We start from the raw sequence: 22,866 nt of genomic DNA on the forward strand, positions 1-22,866 counted from the left end.
GCGGCCGGGGGGACACAACAGGTCCCACCGGCCTCAGCAGGCACTACAAGCAGGTACTACAGGCAGGTACTACAGGCAGGTACTACAGGCAGACGGGCTCCGTGACGAACTGCACGGTCCCCTCGCTCAGCATGCCGACGACGCAGTGCGCGCTCGGCGCCATCGGCGCGACCGGCTTGGAGTACGGCCAGGCGAAGGTGTTCTCGCTCTGCGGGCCGAGCACGAAGGAGCCGTTGTCGTCGTCCCCGCCGCCCTTGACCGCGCCGGCTCTGTCGGCCCACCGCCAGTGGAAGCGCAGGCTGTCGGCCCGGGGCCCGTCGACCTTGATGTAGCTGTCGCGGACCATGCTGACGGTGCGCTCGGCGGCGTCCCCGCAGACCTCGACGACCAGGAGGTTCTTGCCGGAGGCGACGCGGTGCAGGCCCAGGCCGAGGTAGGTGCCGTAGTCGTGGCACAGGGTGATGGCCATGGGGGCGGCGGGGCCGCCGGGGGAGGTGTCGGCGCTCTGGATACCAGAGCTCTGGGTGTCGGCGGTGGAGCCGGTGCCGCCGGCGGCCGCGCCGGTCGTGCCGGTCGTGCCGGTCGTGCCGGTCGTGCCGGTCGCCGCGACCGGCCCGGCGCTCAGCAGCGCCGCCCCGACCAGCGTCATCCCGATGGCCAGGGCCCTGCGGAACCTGCGGATGCTCACTGTGATGATCTCCCTTGTGTGTGGTCCGCGATCACGATCACTAGGGGTATCGGACGCGCCGTGCGGAGGCTGAACACGGCGCCGAGTCGCCCGATCGGAGCGAATGACAGGATGTTTCTCTGGTAGGCGCGATACCCGGCGCACCACCGCGCGCGCCGGTGCGCGGCGGCGCATACGACGTCCTTGCGCGCGGGCCCGGCCCCCGAAGGTGCGACCACCGCATACAGCCCTCGTCCGCTGAGCAGTTGCCGTCGTACCTCGGCCAGTAGTTTGCCCACGGCCTCGTCCCGGCCGAAGAACCAGCGCGCTGTGTGCTCGGAGTACGACGTCATCCCCGGGTAGGGGCACTCCTGCCCGAGCCCGCTGCGTACCGCCGCCAGCAACTCGCCGTCGGCTCCGAGTGCCCGGTCGCAGGCCTGCGCGAGATCCTCGGTCATGCGCTGCATGCCGTTCTCGACACGGCTCAGGTAACCGCGCGAATAGTGCGTCTCGCGCTCGAGCCGGCTGAGCGACCAGCCGCGTTCCCCGCGCCGGGCGCGCAGCCGGCGCCCCGGGCGCGGGTCGACGCCGGATGTGGTCTCGGTCAAGGGGCCCCCGGGCAGGTGAAGGGATGCCTGAGCTGCCACCCTCGGGGATCGGCGGCCGTGCGCGCGGGTCCGACACGCGGTCCGCACGGCCGCCTCATTCATGGTTTTCGCTCGTTGGAGTGATACTCGGGCAATTCCGAGAAGTGCTCCTTCGAGGTACTACTTCGACGAGCCGGTGACGTCCACGTTCGCCCCGCTCACCGTGGCGGTCATGGCCGCCAGCGGGGAGGTCGCCGGGCCGTTGATCACGGAGCCGTCCTTCGCGCTGAAGATCGAGCCGTGGCAGGGGCACATGATCTGGTTGTTCGACACGGAGGCCACCGTGCAGCCCTGGTGCGTGCACACCGCGGTGAAGGCCTTGTACTGCCCGGCCACCGGCTGCGTCACCACGACCAGGTGGGACTGGTCGACGTACCCGCCGCCGACCGGCACGGAGGACGAGGGCACGGTCACCGTGCCGTTGCCGCTCCCGCCGCCACTGCCGCTGCCGGCGCTCCCGCTGCCGCCGGTCGACGAGTTGTCCGTCGACGAGTTGCTGCTGCTGCAAGCCGCGACCGCGCCCACCCCGGCCACCGGCACCACGACCAGCGCGGCGGCCTTCATGATGGACCGGCGGTCCGGTCCCGACTCCTCGACCTCAACATCTTCAGACATGGGCAGTAGTTCATCATGCCCGTCTGTGAGAATTCTTTGAGGCTCCGTAGTAAGGCCGGATCACGGCGGAGCCCGTGCCGATCGTCACCGATCGGCACGGGCCCGGATGCGCAGCGCTACTTCGGCGCTGGTTCAGTGCCCCTTCGGTGCTACTTCTTGGCCGCCGCCTTCTTCGCCGGCGCCTTCTTGGCCGCCGGGGCCTTGGCGGCGGCCGTCTTGGACGCAGCCGTCTTTGCCGCCGTGGTCTTGGCCGCCGTGGTCTTGGCCGCCGTCTTCTTCGCCGCCGTCTTGGCCGCGCCGCCGGTGCCGGCCGCCGCCTTCGGCGCGTTGCTCCGCTTGGCCGCCTCGATCGCCATCGCCACCTTCGGCTTGCGCGCCTGCGCCGCGGTCAGCGCCGCGGTCGCGGCGTTCGCCTCGCCGGTCAGAATCGGCACCAGGAAGCGGCCGGTGTGGCTCTCGTCCACCTTCGCCACGTCCTCCGGCGTGCCCTGGGCGACCACCACGCCGCCGCCGCGCCCGCCCTCCGGGCCCATGTCGACCAGCCAGTCGGCGGTCTTGATGACGTCCAGGTTGTGCTCGATCACGATCACCGAGTTCCCGGCGTCGACCAGCCGCTGCAGCACCCCCAGGAGCTTGTTGATGTCCTCGAAGTGCAGGCCGGTGGTCGGCTCGTCCAGCACGTAGACGGTGCGGCCGGTGGCCCGGCGCTTGAGCTCGGCGGCCAGCTTCACGCGCTGGGCCTCGCCGCCGGACAGCGTGGTCGCCGACTGCCCCAGGCGCACGTAGCCCAGGCCCACGTCGACCAGCGTCTGCATGTGCCGGGCGATGGCCGGGACGGCTTCGAAGAAGGTCGCGGCCTCCTCGATCGGCATGTCCAGGACCTCGCCGATGTTCTTGCCCTTGAAGTGGACCTCCAAGGTCTCCCGGTTGTAGCGCGCGCCGTGGCAGACCTCGCAGGGCACGTACACGTCCGGCAGGAAGTTCATCTCGATCTTGATCGTGCCGTCGCCCTGGCAGTTCTCGCAGCGGCCGCCCTTGACGTTGAACGAGAACCGGCCGGGCAGGTAGCCGCGGACCTTGGCCTCGGTGGTGTTGGCGAACAGCTTGCGGATGTGGTCGAACACGCCGGTGTAGGTGGCCGGGTTGGAGCGCGGGGTGCGGCCGATCGGCGACTGGTCGACGTGCACGACCTTGTCCAGCAGGTCCACGCCGTCCACCCGGGTGTGCCGGCCGGGCACGGTGCGCGCGCCGTTCAGCTCGCGGGCCAGGGTGGAGTACAGGATGTCGTTGACCAGCGTGGACTTGCCGGAGCCGGACACGCCGGTGACCGCGACGAAGACCCCGAGCGGGAAGGCCACGTCGATGTCGCGCAGGTTGTTCTCCCGCGCGCCGCGCACCACCAGCTGGCGCTTCTTGTCGATCGGCCGGCGCATGGCCGGGATCTCGATGCGGCGCCGCCCGGAGACGTACTGGCCGGTCAGGGAGTCCTCGGAGGCCAGCAGCTCCTCCACGGTGCCGGACACCACGACCTGCCCGCCGTGCTCGCCGGCGCCGGGGCCGATGTCCACGACCCAGTCGGCGATGGCGATGGTGTCCTCGTCGTGCTCCACCACGATCAGGGTGTTGCCGAGGTCCCGCAGCCGGATCAGGGTCTCGATCAGCCGGTGGTTGTCGCGCTGGTGCAGGCCGATGGAGGGCTCGTCGAGCACGTACAGCACGCCGGTCAGGCCCGAGCCGATCTGCGTGGCCAGCCGGATGCGCTGGGCCTCGCCGCCGGCCAGGGTGGCGCTGGCCCGGTCCAGCGACAGGTAGTCCAGGCCGACGTCGACCAGGAACTGCAGGCGCTCGTTGACCTCCTTGAGCACCCGGGCGGCGATCTGCGCCTCGCGGTCGGTCAGGGTGAGCTCGCGCAGGTACAGCGCGCACTCGCCGACCGGCAGCGCGCAGATCTCGTCGATCGAGCGGCCGCCCTGCTCGCGCTCCCCGCCCAGGGTGACGGCGCGGATGACCGGCTTGAGCCGGGTGCCGTCGCAGGCCTCGCACGGGACCTCGCGCATGTAGCCGGCCAGGCGCTCGCGGGCGCTGTCGCTGTCGGCCTCGGCGTAGCGCCGGGTGACCCACGGCTTGACGCCCTCGTAGGTGGTCTCCCAGGCGCGCTTGGAGCCGTGCCGGTTGGTGTAGCGGACCGTGATCTTCTTCTTGTAGCCCTCCAGGACCACCTTCTGCGCCTTGGCCGGGATCCGGTGCCACGGCGTGTTCACGTCGAAGCCCAGCTCCCCGGCCAGCGCGGTCAGGATGTGGTTCCACCAGCTGGAGCCCATCCCGGCGGTGGCCCAGACCGTGATCGCGCCGTCGGCCAGGCTCCGGTCCGGGTCCGGGATCACCAGCTCGGTGTCCACCTCCAGCTTCACGCCCAGGCCCGAGCAGGTCGGGCAGGCTCCGAAGGGGGAGTTGAAGGAGAACGAGCGCGGCTCGAGCTCCTCGAAGGACAGGTCGTCGTAGACGCAGTACAGGTGCTCGGAGTACATGCGCTCGCGGTTCGGGTCGTCCTCGGGCAGGTCGACGAACTCCAGCGTGATCATGCCGCCGCCGAGCTGGAGCGCGGTCTCCACCGAGTCGGTGAGCCGGCGCTTGGCGCTGGCCTTGACCGAGAGCCGGTCCACCACCACCTCGATGGTGTGCTTCTCCTGCTTCTTCAGCGTCGGCGCCTCGGTGAGCTGCACCACCACGCCGTCCACCCGCGCCCGGCTGAAGCCCTTGGTCTGGAGCTCGGCGAACAGGTCGACGTACTCGCCCTTGCGCTCGCGCACCACCGGGGCCAGGACCTGGAAGCGGGTGCCCTCCTCCAACTCCAGCACCCGGTCCACGATCTGCTGCGGGCTCTGCCGGGCGATGGGGCGGCCGCAGACCGGGCAGTGCGGGCGGCCGGCGCGCGCGTAGAGCAGGCGCAGGTAGTCGTACACCTCGGTGATGGTGCCCACGGTCGAACGCGGGTTCTTCGAGGTCGACTTCTGGTCGATCGACACCGCGGGCGACAGGCCCTCGATGAAGTCGACGTCGGGCTTGTCCATCTGCCCGAGGAACTGGCGGGCGTACGCCGACAGCGACTCCACGTATCGCCGCTGGCCCTCAGCGAAGATCGTGTCGAACGCCAGCGAGGACTTGCCCGAGCCGGACAAGCCGGTGAACACGATAAGGGCGTCCCGGGGGAGGTCTACCGAGACGTCCTTGAGGTTGTGCTCCCGCGCGCCGCGGACGATCAGCCGATCCACTAGTGCAACCTTCCTGAAGACATGACTCGCACCGATGCTAGACGGGCCCTCTGACAAGTTCGGATTTCCGCCCCGTCCGCTGCTCCGCGCCCCGACACGAGGCCGGTCGCCGGATGTGTGTGGCACACGGACGGCAGGTACGGAAGAGTTACCGCCGTGACCGAATCACCGACCATCCCCGCCTCCTTCGACGCCGCCGCCGATCTCGAGCAGATCACCGAGGCGACCGCGCACCTGCTGGACACCGTCGCCGCCATGACGGACGAGGACCTGCGCGGACCCTCATTGTGCGACGGCTGGACGCGCGGGCACGTATTGGCGCACATCGCGCGCAACGCCGACGGCCTGTCCAACATGCTCAACACCGCGGCGACCGGCGAGGTCACGCCCATGTACGCATCCGATGCCAAGCGCAACGCCGACATCGAGGCCGGCTCTTCCCGGCCGGTCGCCGAGCAGCTGTCGGACCTGCGGGAATCGGCGGGCCGGTTCGCCGCGGCCTTCACCGCCGCGCAGGCCGCCGGCAACTGGAACGCGCCGGTGCAGCGCACGCCCGGGGCCCCGGGGTACCCGGCGTACCAGGTACCGGCCAAGCGCCTGGGCGAGGTGCTGATCCACCACGTGGACCTGGACCTGGACTTCACCCCGGCGCACTGGTCGGACGCGTTCACCGACCAGTGGTTCGCCGACACCCTGGCCCGGTTCCAGACCCGGGAGGACTTCCCGGCGCTGCGGCTGGACGCCGAGGAGGAGGACCAGGTCTACGGCGTGAAGGCCGACCCGCAGGACAAGGGCGTGGTCGTGGTGCGCGGGCCGAAGCGGGCGCTGCTGGCCTGGCTGCTGGGCCGGGCCTCCGGCGACGGGCTGGTCGCGGTGATCCCGGCCGGCGGCCGCGGCCCGCTGCCGAAACTGCCGGCCTGGGCCTGAGGGGGCGGGCGATGACGTACCACGGCATCGTCCACGCCGGCGGCCCGCCGGCGGTGCACGAGCTCGCGCAGCTGATCGTCACCAAGATCGCGGTGGGCCGCACGGGCGCGAACAGCTACCTGCTGCGCGACCGCCTCACCGGCGAGCAGGTCCTCATCGACGCCGCCGCCGACGCCCCGGCCCTGATCCAGCTGGTCAACGGCGAACTGGCGGCCGTGGTCACCACCCACCGGCACCGCGACCACTGGGGCGCCCTGGCCGAACTGGTCGCCGCCACCGGCGCGGTGACCATGGCCGGCGCCTACGACGCGGGCGCGATCGCGGTCCCGACCACCGTGGCCCTGCGCGACGGCGACGAGATCCGCGTCGGGCGCTCGAAGCTGACGGCCCGGCACCTGGCCGGCGACGCCCCGGGCGCGATGGCGCTGCTGTACGACGACCCGAAGGGGCACCCGCACCTGTTCACCGGCGACTGCCTGACGGGCGCGGGCCCGCACGGACTGTCACCGGCGGAGCTGCTGACCGGGGCGCTGGCCGCGCTGCCGGACGAGACGTGGGTGTATCCGGCTCGGGGGAACGACTCGACGCTGGGCGCGGAGCGGGCTGGGCTCGGGGGGTAGGGCGGCGGGGCGGGTAGGACGGCAAAGGCGGCGGGGGCTCTCCGCCGCCCGATCCCGATCCACCTGCCCGCTCCGATCCACTGCCCGCCACGCGTGCCATATCGCTATCGCTCTCATCGGCTCTTATCGCCTCGCATCGACTTCCCAGCTTCATCCCGCCTCCGAGCTTCATCTCGACTCCGAAGGGACCGCCATGCCCGACTACACCGGCGACGTCACCCAGGGCGGCCCGCCCGCCGTCCGCGACCTGCCCGAACTGACCATCACCAAGGTCTCGGTGGGCCCGACGGACAACAACGCCTACCTGCTGCGGAGCAAGGCCACCGGCACCCGCGTCCTGATCGACGCCGCCAACGAGGCCCCGACCCTGCTCGCCCTGGCCCCCGACGGCCTGAACGCGGTCATCACCACCCACCGCCACGGCGACCACTGGCAGGCCCTGGCCGACGTGGTGACCGCCACCGGCGCCACCACCCACGCCGGCCGCGCCGACGCCGAGGGCATCCCGGTCCCCACCGCCGTCCCGGTCGACGACGGCGACGTCTTGCGCTTCGACGACATCGAGCTCACCGCCATCCACCTGGTCGGCCACACGCCCGGCAGCATCGCGCTCCTGTACCGCGACCCCGCCGCCGGCGGCACCCCACACCTGTTCACCGGCGACTGCCTGTTCCCCGGCGGCGTCGGCGGGACGTTCGGCGACGGCGAGGCGTTCACGTCGTTGTACGAGGGCGTGGTGACGAAGATCTTCGACCGCCTGCCGGACGAGACCTGGGTGTACCCCGGGCACGGCAAGGACACGACGCTGGGCGCGGAACGTCCGCAGCTGGCGGAGTGGCGGGCGCGGGGCTGGTAGGAGCTCGGTGAGCTCGGTGGATGACATATGGCACGCACTCGACGCGGCGAGCGAAGACGCGATCACCGAGTGGACTCTCGGGCTGGGCGACAACAGGGGCGCGCCCGACGAGGTGGTGATCAGGCTTTTCGATGTGCCCCGGCGTACCTGGCAAAAGCTCTATTTCCTCTATCGCCGCGACGTGCCGAGCGGCGTCCTCGATGCCGCCGTCAGCCACCCGGACCGCATCGTCAGGCTCGCGGCGGCCGAAGCCGGGAACCTGACCCCGGCGCAATGGGACCGGTTGACCGCCGCGACGCCCACCGAAAAGGAACGCGCCATCGTGGCTGACCTCCGCGATGAGGCGGCGACCCGAACACCGTGGGTGACCAGGGGAAGAGGCGTCGAGAGGCCGCCGCATCCCGGCGCCGCCCCGCCCGCGACCCCCGCCGAGATCGCCGAGTGGGCAGAGGCCGTCGAGGACATCTCGCCGGACGCCCGCAGCGTGGCCCTGTGGTGGGTCGGCGCGCTGCACGACGACCCCGACGCCATGCGCCAGCTCGCCGGGTCACCGAAGCTGCTGGTCCGGCGCAGCGTCGCGCGGGCTCAGCACCTGCCGTCGGACGTCGTGGACCGGCTCGCGCACGACGAGGACCGCGTCGTGCACCTCTTCCTGACCGAGTCCTGCGACGACGCGACGCCTGAGGTCCTGCTCAGCGTCTGGAGCTGGTGGTCCGGCAGCTTCTCGTTCCCGGGACGCCCCCGCAACCACCCGAACTTCCCGAAGGACGGCCTGCTCCGCTACACCGAGGACCCCGACCCGCGCCTGCGGCTGCTCGCGCTGACCGACAAGGAATCGGCCCCCGACCTGGTCGACCGGTTCGCGGACGATCCCGATCCCCAGGTCCGTGAAGCGGTGATCCTCGGTCAACCTCGGTGATCCTCGGTGATCGCCCCGGTCGTTTCGGTAACGATCCGAAGCGACCGGACGGTAACAGCCAGGTCGGCGTCATACCGTAGCGCTGTCGCACGGGGGATCAGAGCATTCCTTGGGGGGAATCATGGATCAACGCGACTCGCATTCAGGGCAGCCCGACAGCACGCCGACCTACGCACCGCCGCAGTCGACCTACGCACCGCCGCAGCCGACCTACGCACCGCCGCAGTCGACCTACGCACCGCCGCAGCGGGCATCCGCACCGCCGCAGCGAACAGCGCAAAAACCGACCGTCCGCCGCCGCACCGCGATCCTCGGCAGCTTAGGCGGCCTCGTCCTGGGCCTGCTCATAGGCGCCGCCGGCCACAGCCCGTCCCAGACCGGCGACACCGCTGCCGGTGTGCCCTCGACGACCGCCGTCACCACCACGGTGACCGCGCGGAACGCGGCGCCGGCCGTGGCGCACACCAGCGCCGCTGCCGCTCCGCCGCCGGCTCCGAGCACGACCGCGGCGCCGAAGCCGGCGGTGGTGTTCTCGACCTCCGGCAACGGGATCAAGAACACCGCCAGCTTCACCACCGGTGCCGAATGGTCCGTGGCATACACGTTCGACTGCTCAGGCGCCGGCGGCGACGGCAAAGGCAACTTCGTCCTGGACGTCGGCGGCGACATGGGCGACATCCTCGCGAACGCGCTGGCGGCCAGCGGTTCCGACACCAGCTACGAACACGGCAACCCGGGGTCGCACTACCTACAGGTGGACTCCGAGTGCGACTGGACGCTGAAGGTGAGCAACGACTAGCCCCGGGGGCACGCGAGCGCGATACTCAAGGCCGCTCTGCCGATCGCCGCCGGGTTGGGCATCGAGCAGTTCCTCGGCGAGACCGGCGGCAGACTGCGTTTTCGAGTGCCCACCTCGTGATCCGGCTCTGGCGCGCCTGCCCCGCACGCACCGGTGATCACGCCATCCTGATACCCGTGGCGCGAACGTGGAAGGTACACGGCACCGCGGGCTTGATGGTGCTGCTCACGGCGATCGCGGGCTGGGTGGACGCGGTCGCCTACGTCCGCTCCGGTTCGGTGTTCGTGGCGAACCAGACCGGCAACGCGGTGTTCCTGGCGGTGCAGGTGGCCGAGCGCTGGGTGCCGGGCGTGCACCGCGCGGGTGTCGTCGCCGAGTCTGACACGTACGGGCCCTTCTCCTCGCTGTTCGGGTTCTGCGTGGGCGTCGCGGTGTCGGTGGTGCCGTTGCGCCGCTCGCGCCGGACCGGCGACGGGGAGGCGCCGTGGATCCTGCTGGCCATCGAGGCGCTGCTGCTGGGGTCGGTGACCGTGCTGGCGACGGATCAACGGGAGTTGAGGCTCGGGGTCGCCGCCGCCGCGATGGGGGTGCAGAGCGTCTACGCGGCCGGCGTCGCGATGCGCGGGGTGTCGACCACCACGCTGACCGGCACGCTCGTGGCGCTGATCTCGGCCTTCGCCGAGGAGCCGGGCCGGCACGTGCGCAAGGGGATGCTGGTGCTGGCGATGGTGTGGGTGGCGTACACGATCGGCGCGTGGGGCGGCGCGGCAGCCGGCTTGTCCTGGTCGATCGGCACGGCGCACGGAGTGGCCGCGGTGGGCGCGGCGCTGGCCGCGATCGCGGTGTGGAGTGATCGGCGCGGGCGGACGAGCGATACAGCGCTCTGACACTGGGCACCCGGAATGGGCACCCGGAAGTTGGGGGTCCGCAGGGCCGATCGGCTACCGCTCCAACACCACTTCCGCGTCCAGCCGCGCCAGCTTCTCCGGATTGCGCACCGCGTAGATCCGGCTGATCCGGCCGCCCTCGACGGCGAAGCTCAGCACCGTCGTCACATCGACCTCGATCCGCGCAGCCGGCGCCCCGTTCACCCACACCGTCCCGATCGAGAACCGCTCCCCCGCCCACTGGACCGCGGCGATCAGGTACTCGGCAGCTTCCTGAGCCCCGGTAACGGGATGGCGCGTCGTGGGGACCACGCCGCCGCCGTCGGCGACCACCACCACGTCCGGCGCCAGCACGTCCATCAGGGCCCGCAGATCGCCGTCGGCCATCGCGGCGAGGAAGCGCTCGACGACCAGCCGCTGCTCGGCCCGGTCCACCCGCATCCGCGGGCGGCGGGCCGCGACGTGCTCGCGCGCCCGCTTCGCGGTCTGGCGCACCGAGACCGGGGTCTTGCCCAGGGCCCGCGCGATCTCCTCGTACGGCGTGGCGAACACCTCGCGAAGTACGAACACCGCGCGCTCGACCGGCTTCAGCGTCTCCAACACCGTCAGCAGCGCGACCGACACGCTCTCGGCCAGCTCGACGTCCTCGGCCACGTCCGGGCTGGTCAGCAGGGGCTCCGGCAGCCAGGAGCCGACGTACTCCTCGCGCCGGCGTGCCAGCGTCCGCAGCCGGTTCAGGGCCAGGCGGGTCACGATCCGTACCAGGTAGGCGCGCGGGTCGGTGACCGTGGCGCGCAGTCCGGTGTCGACGTCGGCCCAGCGCAGCCAGGTCTCCTGCACCACGTCCTCGGCGTCGGCGGCCGAGCCGAGCATCTCGTAGGCGACGGTGAACAGCAGGCCGCGGTGCAGGAGGAAGGGGTCCGGCTCCGGCTCCTGACTCATGAAGCCGAGGCTACGGCCGCCGACGGCGTCGCCAGCGGCGGCAGGCCGCACGCCGCAGAGAACTCCTGCGACCGGATGCCGAGGGCGATGTTGGCCCGCGCGGTCAGGTTCGCCGCCGCGACCCGCGCCGCCAGCTCCACCATCGCCGCCGGCCCCAGCCGGGCCAGCAGCGCGGCGGCCAGCTCGTCGGTGGCCGCCGGCGGGGTCTGGCTCATCGCCTCGGCGTAGTCCATCACCTGGCATTCCAGGACGCTGAACACGTCGGACTCCCGCCAGCGCGGCACCTGGCGCACCTTGGCCTCGTCCAGGTGGCGGCTGTGTGCCATGAAGTACGCGAAGTCCAGGCAGAAGCCGCACCCGACGCGGCCCACGGCGGCCATCGTGGCGTACGTCGCCAACGGCTCGCCCAGCGCGTCCCACTTGTCGACCTTGCGCCCGAACCCCATCAGCGCTTTGAAGACCTTCGGCTGCTGCCACATCACCCCGACCGAGTCGGGAACCCGACCGAGCATCTTGCGGGTCAGCATCTTCACCAGGGCCCCGTACGCGCCGGTGATCTCGGCCTCGGGGACCCGCGTCTGGCTGGTCATGTCGCTGGTCATGGTGACCTCCAGGTGTCTGTGCCGGCTTCATGCATTCAGACACCGGAACGCCGCGTGGCGTGACCGATGCCTGGTCACGCCACGCGGCCGTGCGCGCTCACCTGCTCAGCAGGCGCCGTCGTCCTTCCAGATGTTCCAGGCGATCGCCGAGCCCGGCGTCACGCCGGTCGACCAGTACGTCGCCGTCCACGTGTGGCCGTTGTACGACACCACGTCGTTCGGGACGTACGACGTGGTCGAGCTCCACGGCGTCGCCGAGCAGCCACCGCCGCCGGTCGTGCCACCGGTGGTGCCCCCCGTCGTACCTCCGGTGGTCCCGCCAGTGGTCCCGCCCGTCGTACCTCCGGTCGTCCCACCGGTCCCGCCGCCGCTGCCGGTGTACGGCACGAACGCGTCGGCGAACGCCAGCTTGGCGTTGCTCACGCCGCTGCACGTCGAGGACGCCCCGCCGCCGGCGCCGCCGGGGCACGGCTGGTCGCGGTCCACCGACCAGTACGCCAGGCGTCCGACGCCGTTGGCGGCGGCGAACTGCTCGACGGTGGCGGCGTTGGCGGCGGTGAAGGTCGAGCCGTCGTCGTTGACGCCGATCATCGGGGTGATGCCGAGGTTGGCGTAGGTGTAGCTGGAGTCGACCGACTTCATCTGCGCCAGGGTGCTCTGCGCGGCCTTGACCGCCGCCGCGCCCATGTCCTGCTGGCCCTGGTAGTAGTCCATGGTCATGATGTTGACCACGTTGATCTTCACGCCGACGTTCTTGGCGCTCTGCAGAATATTGACGCCGTCCTGGGTCAGGCCGGAGGGCAGCACCGGCAGCGTCATCGAGAACTGCAGGCCCGGGTTGGCCGCCTGCAGGGCCTTCATGGCGGTGAAGTGCCGGGTGGCCGAGGTCTGGTCGGCGACGGCGGCGCCCTCGACGTCGAAGTCGAGCTGGTTCACGCCGTAGTCGCTGATGATGGCCTGGTAGCCGGCCTGGATCTGGGACTGGTTGGTGCAGGTCCAGGCCAGCGGCTCGCCGGCGGCGCCGCCGGAGGAGATGATGACCGAGGCGCCCTCGGACTTGGCGCGGGCGATCTCAGGGTCCGTATAGGAGTCGTTGCCGACCGGGAGGGTGTCGCCCCATTCCTGGTTGCAGCCGGTTTCGATGACGAAGGCCGCGGTGTAGGCCTTCAGGCCGTGCCCGGTGATCGCGGTGTCCAGGACCGGCTCCTGGCCGTTGGACATGTCGACGTACGGGGCGACCGAGTAGACGCTGGCGCCGGCGGCCGCCGCCTTCGGGCTGGCCGAGGCGCTGTGCGCCAGGGCGGTGGCCGTCGCGGCTATCGCTGCGACAAGCAACGCGCCGGACCGGACCGCCGTGCGGCGGCGGCCCGGGGCTGGAGTCTTCATGCGAGGGTCGTACCTTTCCGTGTGGGGACAGGAAGGTGACAGTGCGGGGCGATGTAATCGCCCTGACACACAAAGTGGAGTAGACCACTGACCGCTGTCAAGGGTCTACACCACTGATCTTTTCTCGCAGGTCAGCCGAGCGATCACTCGCGCTTGACCCTTATTTGCCGGGCCTTTACCCGTAACCCTTGACGGGGAGCTGGTCTAGTCCAATCATGATTCGCGACTCCGGAGTCTGCTCTTCCCTCCCTCCCCCCGCCACGTTTCGGAGACCCCATGGCAACCGCGAGTTTGAAGCGGCGATTGGCCTTGCCCACAGTGGCCCTGGCCCTCGCCGCCGGCACCACCATGGCGCTGGCCGCCACCGGCCACGCCGCGCCCGGCTCGGCCCCGCTCAGCAGCACCTGGTACGCCTCGGCGCCCTACCTGATGCCGGAGGACAACTCGCCGCCCGACGTCTCCGCGGTGATGGACGCCACCGGCCAGAAGGCCTTCCAGCTGGCGTTCATCCTGGCGCCCAACGGCGGCGGGTGCTCGGCGACCTGGGGCGGCACCAGCCCCATCGGCTCGGACACCGCCATCCCGGCCGTCATCAACACCATCCGCGGCAAGGGCGGCGACGTCTCGGTCTCGGTCGGCGGCTACGGCGGCACCAAGCTGGGCCAGACCTGCGGCAGCGTCGCGGCCACCGCGGCGGCCTACCAGCAGGTCATCAACACCTACTCGCTGCACGCGATCGACTTCGACCTCGAAGAGCCGGAGTACGAGAACACCGCGGCCATCGCCAACGAGCTCGGCGCGGCGCAGACGCTGCAGAAGAACAACCCGGGGCTGTACGTCTCGGTGACGATGCCCGGCACCAGCGCCGGCACCGGCTGGTTCGGCACGCAGCTGCTGGACCAGGCGCACACAATCGGCTTCACGCCGAACAACTTCTCCATCATGCCCTTCGACGGCGGCTTCAGTGGCGCCGCCTCGCAGGTCTCGGCGCTGGAGGCGTTCCACGGCCTGCTCGAGACGCACATGGGCTGGGACTCCACGACCGCCTACCAGCACGAGGGCGTGTCGATGATGAACGGCCGCACCGACGCCGCGGAGTTCTTCTACCAGTCGGACTTCCAGACGGTGCTGAACTACGCGACCAGCCACGGCCTGGCGCGGTACACGTACTGGTCGGTGAACCGCGACCGGCAGTGCAGCCCGCCGGACAACAACGGCACGCTGTCCGGGAGCTGCTCCTCGGTCCCGCAGAACGCCTGGGACTTCACAAAGTTCACCGCGCAGTTCGCCGGCGTGGCGACCCCGCCCCCGCCGCCGCCGACCACCAGCACCACCCCGACCACGACGCCCCCGACCACTCCCCCGACCACGTCCTCGTCGTCCACCGGCGGCGGTGGCGGGACCTGCACCGCGGCGGCGTGGAACTCGCAGACCGCGTACAACGGCGGCGCGGTCGTGTCGTACAACGGCCACCAGTGGACGGCGAAGTGGTGGACCGAGGCCGACACACCCGGCGGCGCGGCCGGCGTGTGGACTGACGACGGGCCCTGCTGACACACCTTTGAGATCCTGACGCTCAAGCCCGGGACCCTTGCGTCCCTGTGAGATCCCTGATGCCCCGCACGCCGACCCCGCTGCGGGGCGTCAGGTTTTCTGCGCGAACCGCGCGAGCACCGCGTCCAACGGATACGGCACCTGGTCCGAGGGCACCATCTCGACCAGCAGCCGCGCCCAGCGTTCCTTGCCGCCGCTGCGTCCGCCCATCATCCGCCGCAGCTGGTGCACCAGGCTCTTGTCGCGCATCGCCGGCTGCAACTGGAGCGTGCGGAACGAGCGCTCCTCGCCCTCGGCGACCACCAGGCGCAGCACCTCCTCGGCCCCGACCGCGCGGATGAGCTCGTCCTCCAGGTCGGCGCGGCACACGAAGAAGCCGAACTCCTCCAGGTCCTCGGTCTTCGGGCCCGGCGCGAACCCGGCGCGCTCCAGGCCCAGCCGGAAGAAGCGTTCCTCGGCCTCGTCGAACAGCCCGGCCAGCGCCAGGCCGCGGCCGGCGGGCCCGTAGTCGCGCAGGTAGCGGGCGGCGTTGGTGGCGCCGTCCATCGCGACCACCTCGATGCCCTCGGCCGCCAGGTCGCGGCCCCGGCGCCGGGCCAGCGCGCACAGCGCCGCCTGGTCGCTCACTCCCTCGACGAGGATGGCCGCGCGCATGCGTCGAGGATAGATCAGCGGCCGATCAGATGCTGAGGATAAGTGCCACGGGTACTAGCACCAGCATCAGCGCCACGACCAGGTACAGGCTGAACGCCGCGCCGTACCGGGCCAGCTGGCGCAGCGGATGCGCGGGCACGACCGGCTCGCCGTCGCCCTCCCCCGCGTCGCCGTACCGGGCCCCGTGCACCGCCAGCACGACCAGGCCCGCGGCGAGCCAGCCCAGCACCGCGCCGCGCACGTCCCCGCCGACGCCGTCCGGGCCCCACCCGGAGGCCCAGTACAGCCCCCAGGCCCCGAAGGCCGCCACCGGCGGCCACACCACCAGCGCGATCTCGTACGCCGCCATGCGCAGGCTCTCCGTGGACCACACGACACCCCGCAGCTCACCGCGCACCCGCAGCCAGTTCCAGGCCAGCCGCACCGGCAGGAGCACCGGAAAACAGACCGCGTAGAGCACCGAGGCCGGAACGGATAACACACGCACCATGCGGGCCACGGTAGGCCGCCACGACACGCGGGGGATCCGGATCCGTACGTCACGGACTACTTATTCGGATGTTGATACCCTGATCGATTGTCGTGACACCGGCCTCTGGACGATCCGTCCTCGCGGATCGAAGCTCTTAGAAACCACCCCGATCCGAGGAGTCGCACATGTTCCCCATGGGCCTGGTCATCCTCATCGCCGCCGTCATCGCCGTGGCGCTGGCGTTCATCTGTCTGATCGACGCACGCTCGGACCGCTGAGCGGCAGCACCGCTAGCGCTTGGCACCGGCACGCGGGTTCAACCGTACGAAGGCGTCCCAGTACGTCGCCGGGAACAACCGGGCCAGCAGGTCCGGCACCCGCGCCGACAAAGCGATCAGCACCCTGCCGCGCCGGTGCCGCACCCCCTCGATGATCCGGGCCGCGGCACGGTCGGCGGGGTAGGTCAGGACCTTGTTGAACGAACGCATCGCCTTCACGCTCTGCTCCTGGTCGGCGGCGGCCGCCACGCGCGCGTCCAGGGCGATGCGGGTCTTGATGCCGCCGGGGTGCACACAGGTCACGCCGACCTCGCCGGCCAGCTCGTGGCGCAGCGCCTCGGTGAAGCCGCGCAGGGCGAACTTGCTGGCCGAGTACGCGCTCTGGCCGGGCGGGGCGATCAGGCCGAACAGGCTGGAGGTGTTCACCACGTGGCTGCCTGCCGACTCGCGCAGCCGGGGCAGCAGCGCGCGGGTCAGGGCCACCGGGGCGGCGAAGTTGACCGCCATCACCCAGTCGAACTCCTCGGCGGAGGTCTCGGCGAAGGTCCCGGCCAGCGCCACGCCGGCGTTGTTGATCAGCAGGTTGAGGACCGGCTCGGCGTCCAGGATGCCGGCGGCCAGCTTGCCGACCGCGGCGGCGTCGGACAGATCGGCGACGAACGTGCGCACCCGGACCTCCGGGCGCCGCCGGGTCACGGTGCCGGCGACCGCCGCCAGCCGCTCGGCGTCGCGGTCCACCAGCACCAGGTGCGCCCCGCGCAGCGCCAGGCCGTAGGCCAGCTGCTCCCCCATGCCGCCGGCCGCGCCGGTCACCACCGCGACCGCGCCGTTGAAGCGGAACGGCGGCAGTTTCGGGATCCCGCTCAACGTGGTCACGAACCAGTCCTCACCTTCTCCCGCCGCGTGGGACGCAGCGTCCTGTCCAGGTCGGTCCGCATGGTAGTGGCCGCGTCCAGGATGTAGTTCTGCCGCACCCGCCACGGACTGCGGTGCCCGGCCCGCGGGAACTCCTGGATCGAGCGCTGGATGTAGCCCGAGCTCAGGTCCAGCAGCGGCCGCTCGCGCAGCCTGCCGTCCGGCGCCGGCACCACCGAGGCGAACCCGCGCGCCGCCAGGTGGTTCAGCACCTTGCACACCAGCCGCGAGGTCAGGTCCCCGCGCAGCGTCCAGGAGGCGTTGGTGTAGCCGATGCACACCGCGAAGTTCGGGATCCCGGTCACCATCGCGCCGCGCCACACGAACTGCTCGGCCAGCGGCACCTCGGCGCCGTCGACCTTCGGGGCGATCCCGCCGAAGGCCAGCAGGCGCAGACCGGTCGCGGTGACCACGACGTCGGCCGGGAGCACCTGACCCGAGACCAGCCGGATGCCCTCGGGCACGAAGGCCTCGATGTGGTCGGTCACCACATCGGCCTTGCCGCCGCGGATGGCCCGGAAGAAGTCGGCATCGGGAGCCGCGCACAGCCGCTGCTCCCACGGGTTGTAGCTCGGCGTGAAGTGCTCGACCACCATCGCCTCGTCCTTCAGGAACCGGGTCGCCAGCTTCGTGAGCACCTTGCGCGCGGCGGCCGGACGGCGGCGGCAGAACTGGTAGACGCCGATCGTGAAGGCGATGTTCTTGGCCCGGATGATCCGGTGCGCGACCCGCGGCGGCAGCACGGCGCGCAGCTGGTCGGCGAGCTTGTCCCGGCCCGGCACCGCGCCGATCCAGCTCGGCGAGCGCTGGAGCATGGTGACGTGCCCGGCCTCGCGCGCCATCGAGGGCACCAGCGTCACCGCGGTCGCGCCGCTGCCGATCACCACGACGCGCTTGCCGGCGTAGTCCAGGTCCTCGGGCCAGAACTGCGGGTGCACGACGGTGCCGCCGAAGTCCTCCAACCCCGGGAAGTCCGGGGTGTAGCCGCTGTCGTAGTCGTAGTAGCCGGCGCAGGAGTAGAGGAAGTCGCAGGTCAGCGTGCGGCGCTCGACGGCGCCGCCGGCTTCCCCGGCGCCCTGCTCGACCGTGACGGTCCAGCGCTGCTGTTCGCTGGACCAGTCCGCGCCGACCACCTTGGTCCGGAACCGGATCTTCTCCTCGATCCCGAACTGCCTGGCGGTGGCCCGGATGTAGTCCCGGATGGTGTCCCCGTCAGCGATCGACTTGGGCTCGCGCCACGGCCGGAAGGCGTATCCCAGCGTGAACATGTCGGAGTCCGACCGCACGCCGGGATACCGGAACAGGTCCCACGTCCCGCCGATCGCGTCCCGGGCCTCCAGGATCACGTAATCCCGCTCCGGGCATTCGGTCTGCAGCCGGTACCCGGCCCCGATCCCGGACAGGCCCGCGCCGACCACGACCACGTCGAAGTGCTCCATGCCCACAGTCTGGCCGAGGATGCTTTACGCGACAAGGGTTTGTGTAAAGAGTTTCGGCCGTGTCCTCGGCCCGGGTCCGGCTGACCAGGAGTCCAGCCAGCCCGGGGTCCGGCTGACCCGGGGTCCGGCTAGCCCAGATGCCGGCCGTGCAGGTGGTACCGGCGGATGCGGGCGATGGTGCGGTGGCGGCGGATTCTGCCGTGGCGCCGCCTCAGTTTCTGCTTCTGGTTCACGTACGTCCCCTTTCGCAGAGTTCGAATGACTCGAACCTAGTCACGGGACGTGCCCAGTCAATACCTCAGCGCAGCGTCCGGCGGGCCCACCTCACCGGTCCGCCCCGCCCAGCACCGGATCCACCGAGGCCACCGTCGCCACGACATCGGCGAGCATCCCGCCCTCGGCCATCGCCGACACCGCCTGCAGGTGTGTGAACGAGGGGTCCCGCAGGTGCACGCGGAACGGCCGGGTCCCGCCGTCGCTGACCACGTGCGCCCCGAGTTCGCCGCGCGGGGACTCCACGAAGGAGTACACCTGCCCGGCCGGCACCTCGAAGCCCTCGGTGACCAGCTTGAAGTGGTGGATCAGCGCCTCCATCGACTGCGCCATGATGTGCCGGACCCACTCGTCGGAATTGCCCAGGCCGTCGGCACCCAGGCTCAGGCGGGCCGGCCAGGCGATCTTCGGGTCGGCGAGCATCACCGGCCCGGGCTCCAGCCGGTCCAGGGCCTGCTCGACGATGCGCAGCGACTCGGCCATCTCATGCAGCCGCACCAGGTAGCGGCCGTAGGCGTCGCAGCTGGTCTCGGTGGGGACCTCGAAGTCGTAGGTCTCATAGTCCAGGTACGGATCGGACTTGCGCAGGTCGTGCGGCAGGCCGGTGGCCCGCAGGATGGGGCCGGTGACGCCCAGGGACATGCACCCGCTCAGGTCCAGGTAGCCGACCCCCTTGGTACGCCCCATGAAGACCGGATTGGCATTCAGCATCTTCTCGTAGTCCGCGAGCCGTTCCGGGAACTCGGCGATCAGGGTCCTGATGGCCTCATCGATCCCCTCCGGCAGGTCCTGCGCGAGCCCGCCGGGGCGTACATAAGCGTGGTTCATCCGGTTGCCGGTGATGGCCTCCAGGATGTCCAGGATGGGCTCGCGGTCCCGGAAACCGTTGGTCATGATGGTCATCGCGCCGAGCTCCATGCCGCCGGTGGCCAGCGCCACCAGGTGCGAGGAGATGCGGTTCAGCTCCATCAGCAGGACCCTGATGACGTTCGCCCGCGGCGGCACCTGGTCCTCGACGTCCAGCAGCGCCTCGACCGCGCGGCAGTACACGGTCTCGTTGAACAGCGGCATCAGGTAGTCGGCACGGGTTAGGAAGGTCACCGCCTGGGTCCAGTTCCGGTACTCCAGGTTCTTCTCGATCCCGGTGTGCAGGTAGCCGATCCCGCAGCGCGCCTCGACGACGCTCTCGCCCTCGATCTCCAGGATCAGCCGCAGCACCCCGTGCGTCGAGGGGTGCTGCGGCCCCATGTTGACGATGAGACGGTCCTGGCCGCCGGCCCCGGCTCCAGGCTGGCGCTCGGCCTCGCGCAGGACTTCGTCCCAGTCGTACATATGGGCTGGTCTTACCGCACACGGGGCAATGAAACGATTATCCCGAGCTCAGGGGCGACTCCGCAGGTTGGTCCAGGTGTGCGGGGTGCCCTGAATGGGCGATCGAAGGTCCGCGACACCGGTCGGGCGCGGCGCCGCCGAAGAGGTCTGGTTCGCGCGTATATTCGAAGAAGATGGACTGCCGCCGGGTGTCCTGCAGACGTACTACTCGGCGGCGCCGACGCCGGCGGCGGGCAGGACATGCGCGTCCGCCGGTGTCGGCCCATGGCGGCCGGCCGCCGGTTCGCCGGCGGGCCGGCCGCCGCTTCGCGTCTTCGGGCAGGAGCTGACAGACCAGGCAAGAGCTGGCGGCGGTCCCGGCCTCAGCCCGCGGTCCACTAGCCCGCCGTCCACTCCACAGCCGGCGGCAGCAGCCGCGCCGTGACCGGCTGCCCCTTGGCGTTGGTCAGGCCGAACCGCGCACGCAGCGCGCCGGCGGCGACCCCGGCCTCGTACACCTCCTGCGGGATCCCGGAGAGCATCAGCTTCGAGCGGCAGAACATGGTGTGGCCGCCGTCCTCGCCGATCCGGTTCCACGACAGGTACACGAAGCGGCCGCCGATGCCGTCCTGCACATGGCGGCCGCGCAGCGTGCGCTCGCCGCGCTTGTTCGTGAACGGCTCGACGCTCAGCTCCCACACCGCCTCGGCGGCGTCGCCGCGCACCGGCTCGAGAAGCTCAGCCGGCTTGTCCCTGGCCTGGACCGCCACCGCGATGCCCGGCATCCCCGGCAGATCGCGTCCCTCGATGCGCAGCAGCATGTGACCATGCTCGCATGCCGGGCGGACAGCCCCCGGGCGCCGCCGCGCTGCGTATCCTTTTGCGGTGAACACGCTAGCGACGGGGGCGGGGCGATGACGATCTGCGAAGTCCGGCAGCCGACAAGCCACAACACAGTCGAGTCCTGGCAGCGCCGCGAACCGGCCCTGCCGGCGGCGGCGGTGCTCGGCATAGGCCCGGCCGCCACGGCCCTGGCCGAGGCGGCGCGCGCCCTGGTCGCCGACGGTGCGGCGCTGCGCCTGGTCGCCGACCCGGAGTACCTGGTGGTGCTCGGCGAGGAGGCGGAGCTGCCCTGGGTGGACGGCGCCCGCTACCTCGGCTGGGACGGCAGTGCCTTGACGCTCACCACGCACCAGGTGCTCCCGGCCCCGGACCTGTGGCGCGAGGCGGCGCTGGCGGCCGGCACGGCCGATGCCGGGTCGCTGGTGATCGTGCTGCCGGATCAGGTGCTGATCGCGGCGGCGGAGCACGACGCCGGGATGCCGGCGCCGGCTCCTGTTGCCCGGCCAGCTTAGGAGAACAGCAGGCCCTCGCTGGGCTGCTGGACCGCCGGACCGCCCGCGGCGCCGTTGTGCAGACACGGGTCCGGGTTCGCCACGCCGGCATCGGCCGCCCGGATGGACCGCCCGCAGCGCCATCCCGCCAGCCACAGCCCACCGCCCCGGGCCCGGGCCCGGCCGCGGCTAATCCGCCCACAGCACTCTGCCCCGAGCCGCGACCCGCTCCGCGATCCGCTTCCCGGCCTCGGCCACCGACATCGGCTCCAGCTTCCGTCCGTCGCGCAGCCGGATCGCGACCGCGCCGGCGGCCGCCTCCCGTCCGCCGATCACCGCCTGGTACGGCACCAGCCGGGTCTCCCGGATCCGCGCGCCGAGGGTCCCGCGCTCCGGGTCCAGCACCTCCGAGCGCAGGCCGAGCTCGAGGCACTGCTCGTGGAACGCGCGCGCCGCGCCCGCCTCGTCCTCGCCGACCGGCAGCACCGCCACCTGTACCGGGGCCAGCCACGCCGGGAAGGCGCCGCCGTGCTGCTCGATCAGGTGCGCCATCACCCGCTCCATGCTGCCCACGATGCTGCGGTGCACCATGACCGGCCGGTGCCGGGCCCCGTCGGCGCCGATGTACTCCAGGCCGAACTGCCCGGGCTGGTGGAAGTCGATCTGCACGGTCGACAGGGTCGCCTCGCGGCCGGCCGGGTCGGCGATCTGCACGTCGATCTTCGGCCCGTAGAACGCCGCCTCGCCCTCGGCCTCCTCGTACTCCAGCCCGGACGCGGCGAGCACCTCGCGCAGCATGCCGGTGGCGCGCTCCCACATCTCCGGCTTGTCGACGTACTTCCCGCCGGGCCCCGGCAGCGACAGCCGGATCCGCGCCGCCTCGATACCGAGTGCCTCGTAGGCGTCGCGGATCAGCTTCAGCGCGTCCTGGGCCTCGGCCGCGACCTGCTCCAGAGTGCAGAAGATGTGCGCGTCGTTGAGGGTGATGGCCCGGACCCGGGTCAGGCCGCCCAGCACCCCGGACATCTCCGAGCGGTACATCCCGCCGATCTCGGCCATCCGCAGCGGCAGTTCGCGGTAGCTGTGCGCGCGGGACCGGTAGATCAGCGCATGGGTCGGGCACAGGCTCGGCCGTAGTACGACCTGCTCGGCGCCGAGGTCCATCGGCGGGAACATGTCGTCGCTGTAGTGCTGCCAGTGGCCGGAGATCTCGTACAGCTCGCGTTTGCCGAGCACCGGCGAGTACACGTGCCGGTATCCGGCGCGGCGCTCGACGGAGCGGATGTACTCCTCGACCTCGTGCCGCACCACGGCGCCGTCGGGCAGCCAGTACGGCAGCCCGGCGCCGATCAGCGGGTCGGTGTCGAACAGGCCGAGCTCGCGGCCGAGCCTGCGGTGGTCGTGCTGGATCTCGCTCATGGACTTCTCCTCGCCGTGGTACGTCGGGTGGGGCGAGGGTCCCGGGAGAACGGCGAAGCCCCGGGGCACTCGCCCCGG

At 71.3% G+C, this 22,866-nt stretch carries 22 protein-coding genes; 8 read left to right on the forward strand and 14 right to left on the reverse strand.

The features are described 5' to 3' along the window. Positions 1 to 82: 82 nt before the first annotated feature. The 4 genes from ABH926_RS33045 to uvrA all read right to left on the reverse strand — a co-directional run bounded on the left by ABH926_RS33045 (position 83) and on the right by uvrA (position 5,201). Positions 83 to 688 (reverse strand): hypothetical protein, encoded by a 606-nt coding sequence (locus ABH926_RS33045; protein WP_370369845.1) that lies wholly within the window; start codon positions 686 to 688, stop codon positions 83 to 85. Next, complete coding sequence (locus ABH926_RS33050; RefSeq protein WP_370369846.1) at positions 685 to 1,275, reverse strand: helix-turn-helix domain-containing protein; 591 nt, start codon at positions 1,273 to 1,275, stop codon at positions 685 to 687. The genes ABH926_RS33045 and ABH926_RS33050 overlap by 4 nt, the downstream gene beginning before the upstream one ends. Before the next feature lie 159 nt (positions 1,276 to 1,434). Beyond that, positions 1,435 to 1,929 carry a Rieske (2Fe-2S) protein gene (locus tag ABH926_RS33055; RefSeq protein ID WP_370369847.1) on the reverse strand — a complete coding sequence of 165 codons (495 nt, stop codon included), beginning with the start codon at positions 1,927 to 1,929 and terminating at the stop codon, positions 1,435 to 1,437. 149 nt (positions 1,930 to 2,078) lie between these two features. After that, a complete protein-coding gene (gene uvrA / locus ABH926_RS33060; protein WP_370369848.1) occupies positions 2,079 to 5,201 on the reverse strand; it encodes an excinuclease ABC subunit UvrA in 3,123 nt (1,040 codons plus the stop codon). 156 nt (positions 5,202 to 5,357) lie between these two features. On the opposite strand from uvrA, the gene ABH926_RS33065 reads away from it, so the two are divergent. The 6 genes from ABH926_RS33065 (at position 5,358) to ABH926_RS33090 (ending at position 10,209) form a co-directional block, all read left to right on the forward strand. After that, entirely contained in the window at positions 5,358 to 6,128 is a 771-nt protein-coding gene (locus ABH926_RS33065; RefSeq protein ID WP_370369849.1) for a maleylpyruvate isomerase family mycothiol-dependent enzyme, read from the forward strand. Between the two features lie 11 nt (positions 6,129 to 6,139). Continuing rightward, positions 6,140 to 6,748: an MBL fold metallo-hydrolase gene (locus ABH926_RS33070; RefSeq protein WP_370369850.1), complete on the forward strand. Its 609-nt coding sequence runs from the start codon at positions 6,140 to 6,142 to the stop codon at positions 6,746 to 6,748. A gap of 193 nt (positions 6,749 to 6,941) precedes the next feature. Further along, positions 6,942 to 7,604, forward strand: coding sequence for an MBL fold metallo-hydrolase (locus tag ABH926_RS33075; protein ID WP_370369851.1), 663 nt, complete (start codon positions 6,942 to 6,944; stop codon positions 7,602 to 7,604). 7 nt (positions 7,605 to 7,611) lie between these two features. Next, entirely contained in the window at positions 7,612 to 8,523 is a 912-nt protein-coding gene (locus ABH926_RS33080) for a hypothetical protein (protein ID WP_370369852.1), read from the forward strand. Between the two features lie 121 nt (positions 8,524 to 8,644). After that, a complete protein-coding gene (locus ABH926_RS33085; protein WP_370369853.1) occupies positions 8,645 to 9,322 on the forward strand; it encodes a hypothetical protein in 678 nt (225 codons plus the stop codon). A 176-nt stretch (positions 9,323 to 9,498) separates the two neighbouring features. Further along, positions 9,499 to 10,209, forward strand: coding sequence for a YoaK family protein (locus tag ABH926_RS33090; RefSeq protein WP_370369854.1), 711 nt, complete (start codon positions 9,499 to 9,501; stop codon positions 10,207 to 10,209). 54 nt (positions 10,210 to 10,263) lie between these two features. Here ABH926_RS33090 and ABH926_RS33095 read toward each other — a convergent pair whose 3' ends face one another. The 3 genes from ABH926_RS33095 to ABH926_RS33105 all read right to left on the reverse strand — a co-directional run bounded on the left by ABH926_RS33095 (position 10,264) and on the right by ABH926_RS33105 (position 13,139). Further along, entirely contained in the window at positions 10,264 to 11,151 is an 888-nt protein-coding gene (locus ABH926_RS33095) for an RNA polymerase sigma-70 factor (protein WP_370369855.1), read from the reverse strand. Continuing rightward, positions 11,148 to 11,753 (reverse strand): carboxymuconolactone decarboxylase family protein, encoded by a 606-nt coding sequence (locus tag ABH926_RS33100; protein WP_370369856.1) that lies wholly within the window; start codon positions 11,751 to 11,753, stop codon positions 11,148 to 11,150. The genes ABH926_RS33095 and ABH926_RS33100 overlap by 4 nt, the downstream gene beginning before the upstream one ends. 105 nt (positions 11,754 to 11,858) lie before the next feature. Beyond that, positions 11,859 to 13,139: a chitinase gene (locus ABH926_RS33105; protein ID WP_370369857.1), complete on the reverse strand. Its 1,281-nt coding sequence runs from the start codon at positions 13,137 to 13,139 to the stop codon at positions 11,859 to 11,861. A gap of 276 nt (positions 13,140 to 13,415) precedes the next feature. Between ABH926_RS33105 and ABH926_RS33110 the strand changes: the two genes are divergently transcribed. Then, positions 13,416 to 14,693, forward strand: a complete 1,278-nt coding sequence (locus tag ABH926_RS33110) for a chitinase (protein WP_370369858.1) — start codon at positions 13,416 to 13,418, stop codon at positions 14,691 to 14,693. Positions 14,694 to 14,783: 90 nt separating this feature from the next. Here the strand turns inward: ABH926_RS33110 and ABH926_RS33115 are convergent, their stop codons facing one another. The 6 genes from ABH926_RS33115 to ABH926_RS33140 all read right to left on the reverse strand — a co-directional run bounded on the left by ABH926_RS33115 (position 14,784) and on the right by ABH926_RS33140 (position 20,856). Next, the gene (locus tag ABH926_RS33115; protein WP_370369859.1) at positions 14,784 to 15,347 is read right to left on the reverse strand and encodes a TOPRIM nucleotidyl transferase/hydrolase domain-containing protein; all 564 of its coding nucleotides are present in this window, start codon (positions 15,345 to 15,347) and stop codon (positions 14,784 to 14,786) included. Positions 15,348 to 15,372: 25 nt separating this feature from the next. After that, positions 15,373 to 15,837 carry a hypothetical protein gene (locus ABH926_RS33120; protein ID WP_370369860.1) on the reverse strand — a complete coding sequence of 155 codons (465 nt, stop codon included), beginning with the start codon at positions 15,835 to 15,837 and terminating at the stop codon, positions 15,373 to 15,375. A 272-nt stretch (positions 15,838 to 16,109) separates the two neighbouring features. Then, positions 16,110 to 16,973, reverse strand: a complete 864-nt coding sequence (locus ABH926_RS33125) for an SDR family NAD(P)-dependent oxidoreductase (RefSeq protein WP_370369861.1) — start codon at positions 16,971 to 16,973, stop codon at positions 16,110 to 16,112. Then, a complete protein-coding gene (locus ABH926_RS33130) occupies positions 16,970 to 18,451 on the reverse strand; it encodes a flavin-containing monooxygenase (protein ID WP_370369862.1) in 1,482 nt (493 codons plus the stop codon). The genes ABH926_RS33125 and ABH926_RS33130 overlap by 4 nt, the downstream gene beginning before the upstream one ends. A 324-nt stretch (positions 18,452 to 18,775) precedes the next feature. Beyond that, positions 18,776 to 20,056 carry an NADH-quinone oxidoreductase subunit D gene (locus tag ABH926_RS33135; RefSeq protein ID WP_370369863.1) on the reverse strand — a complete coding sequence of 427 codons (1,281 nt, stop codon included), beginning with the start codon at positions 20,054 to 20,056 and terminating at the stop codon, positions 18,776 to 18,778. Positions 20,057 to 20,433: 377 nt separating this feature from the next. Then, entirely contained in the window at positions 20,434 to 20,856 is a 423-nt protein-coding gene (locus tag ABH926_RS33140) for a DUF5990 family protein (RefSeq protein ID WP_370369864.1), read from the reverse strand. A 93-nt stretch (positions 20,857 to 20,949) separates the two neighbouring features. On the opposite strand from ABH926_RS33140, the gene ABH926_RS33145 reads away from it, so the two are divergent. Further along, a complete protein-coding gene (locus ABH926_RS33145; RefSeq protein ID WP_370369865.1) occupies positions 20,950 to 21,390 on the forward strand; it encodes a hypothetical protein in 441 nt (146 codons plus the stop codon). Positions 21,391 to 21,558: 168 nt separating this feature from the next. Here ABH926_RS33145 and thrS read toward each other — a convergent pair whose 3' ends face one another. Then, complete coding sequence (gene thrS / locus ABH926_RS33150; RefSeq protein WP_370369866.1) at positions 21,559 to 22,788, reverse strand: threonine--tRNA ligase; 1,230 nt, start codon at positions 22,786 to 22,788, stop codon at positions 21,559 to 21,561. Positions 22,789 to 22,866: the final 78 nt, after the last annotated feature.

It is taken from the genome of Catenulispora sp. GP43, assembly GCF_041260665.1.
Lineage (GTDB): Bacteria > Actinomycetota > Actinomycetes > Streptomycetales > Catenulisporaceae > Catenulispora.

Coding starts and splice junctions, on each gene's coding strand:
- thrS (WP_370369866.1), bottom strand. CDS start 22,788: ATGAGCGAGATCCAGCACGACCACCGCAGGCTCGGCCGCGAGCTCGGC.
- ABH926_RS33085 (WP_370369853.1), top strand. CDS start 8,645: ATGGATCAACGCGACTCGCATTCAGGGCAGCCCGACAGCACGCCGACC.
- ABH926_RS33095 (WP_370369855.1), bottom strand. CDS start 11,151: ATGAGTCAGGAGCCGGAGCCGGACCCCTTCCTCCTGCACCGCGGCCTG.
- ABH926_RS33130 (WP_370369862.1), bottom strand. CDS start 18,451: ATGGAGCACTTCGACGTGGTCGTGGTCGGCGCGGGCCTGTCCGGGATC.
- ABH926_RS33075 (WP_370369851.1), top strand. CDS start 6,942: ATGCCCGACTACACCGGCGACGTCACCCAGGGCGGCCCGCCCGCCGTC.
- ABH926_RS33120 (WP_370369860.1), bottom strand. CDS start 15,837: ATGGTGCGTGTGTTATCCGTTCCGGCCTCGGTGCTCTACGCGGTCTGT.
- ABH926_RS33135 (WP_370369863.1), bottom strand. CDS start 20,056: ATGTACGACTGGGACGAAGTCCTGCGCGAGGCCGAGCGCCAGCCTGGA.
- ABH926_RS33105 (WP_370369857.1), bottom strand. CDS start 13,139: ATGAAGACTCCAGCCCCGGGCCGCCGCCGCACGGCGGTCCGGTCCGGC.
- ABH926_RS33100 (WP_370369856.1), bottom strand. CDS start 11,753: ATGACCAGCGACATGACCAGCCAGACGCGGGTCCCCGAGGCCGAGATC.
- ABH926_RS33140 (WP_370369864.1), bottom strand. CDS start 20,856: ATGCTGCTGCGCATCGAGGGACGCGATCTGCCGGGGATGCCGGGCATC.
- ABH926_RS33070 (WP_370369850.1), top strand. CDS start 6,140: ATGACGTACCACGGCATCGTCCACGCCGGCGGCCCGCCGGCGGTGCAC.
- ABH926_RS33145 (WP_370369865.1), top strand. CDS start 20,950: ATGACGATCTGCGAAGTCCGGCAGCCGACAAGCCACAACACAGTCGAG.
- ABH926_RS33110 (WP_370369858.1), top strand. CDS start 13,416: ATGGCAACCGCGAGTTTGAAGCGGCGATTGGCCTTGCCCACAGTGGCC.
- ABH926_RS33115 (WP_370369859.1), bottom strand. CDS start 15,347: ATGCGCGCGGCCATCCTCGTCGAGGGAGTGAGCGACCAGGCGGCGCTG.
- ABH926_RS33055 (WP_370369847.1), bottom strand. CDS start 1,929: ATGTCTGAAGATGTTGAGGTCGAGGAGTCGGGACCGGACCGCCGGTCC.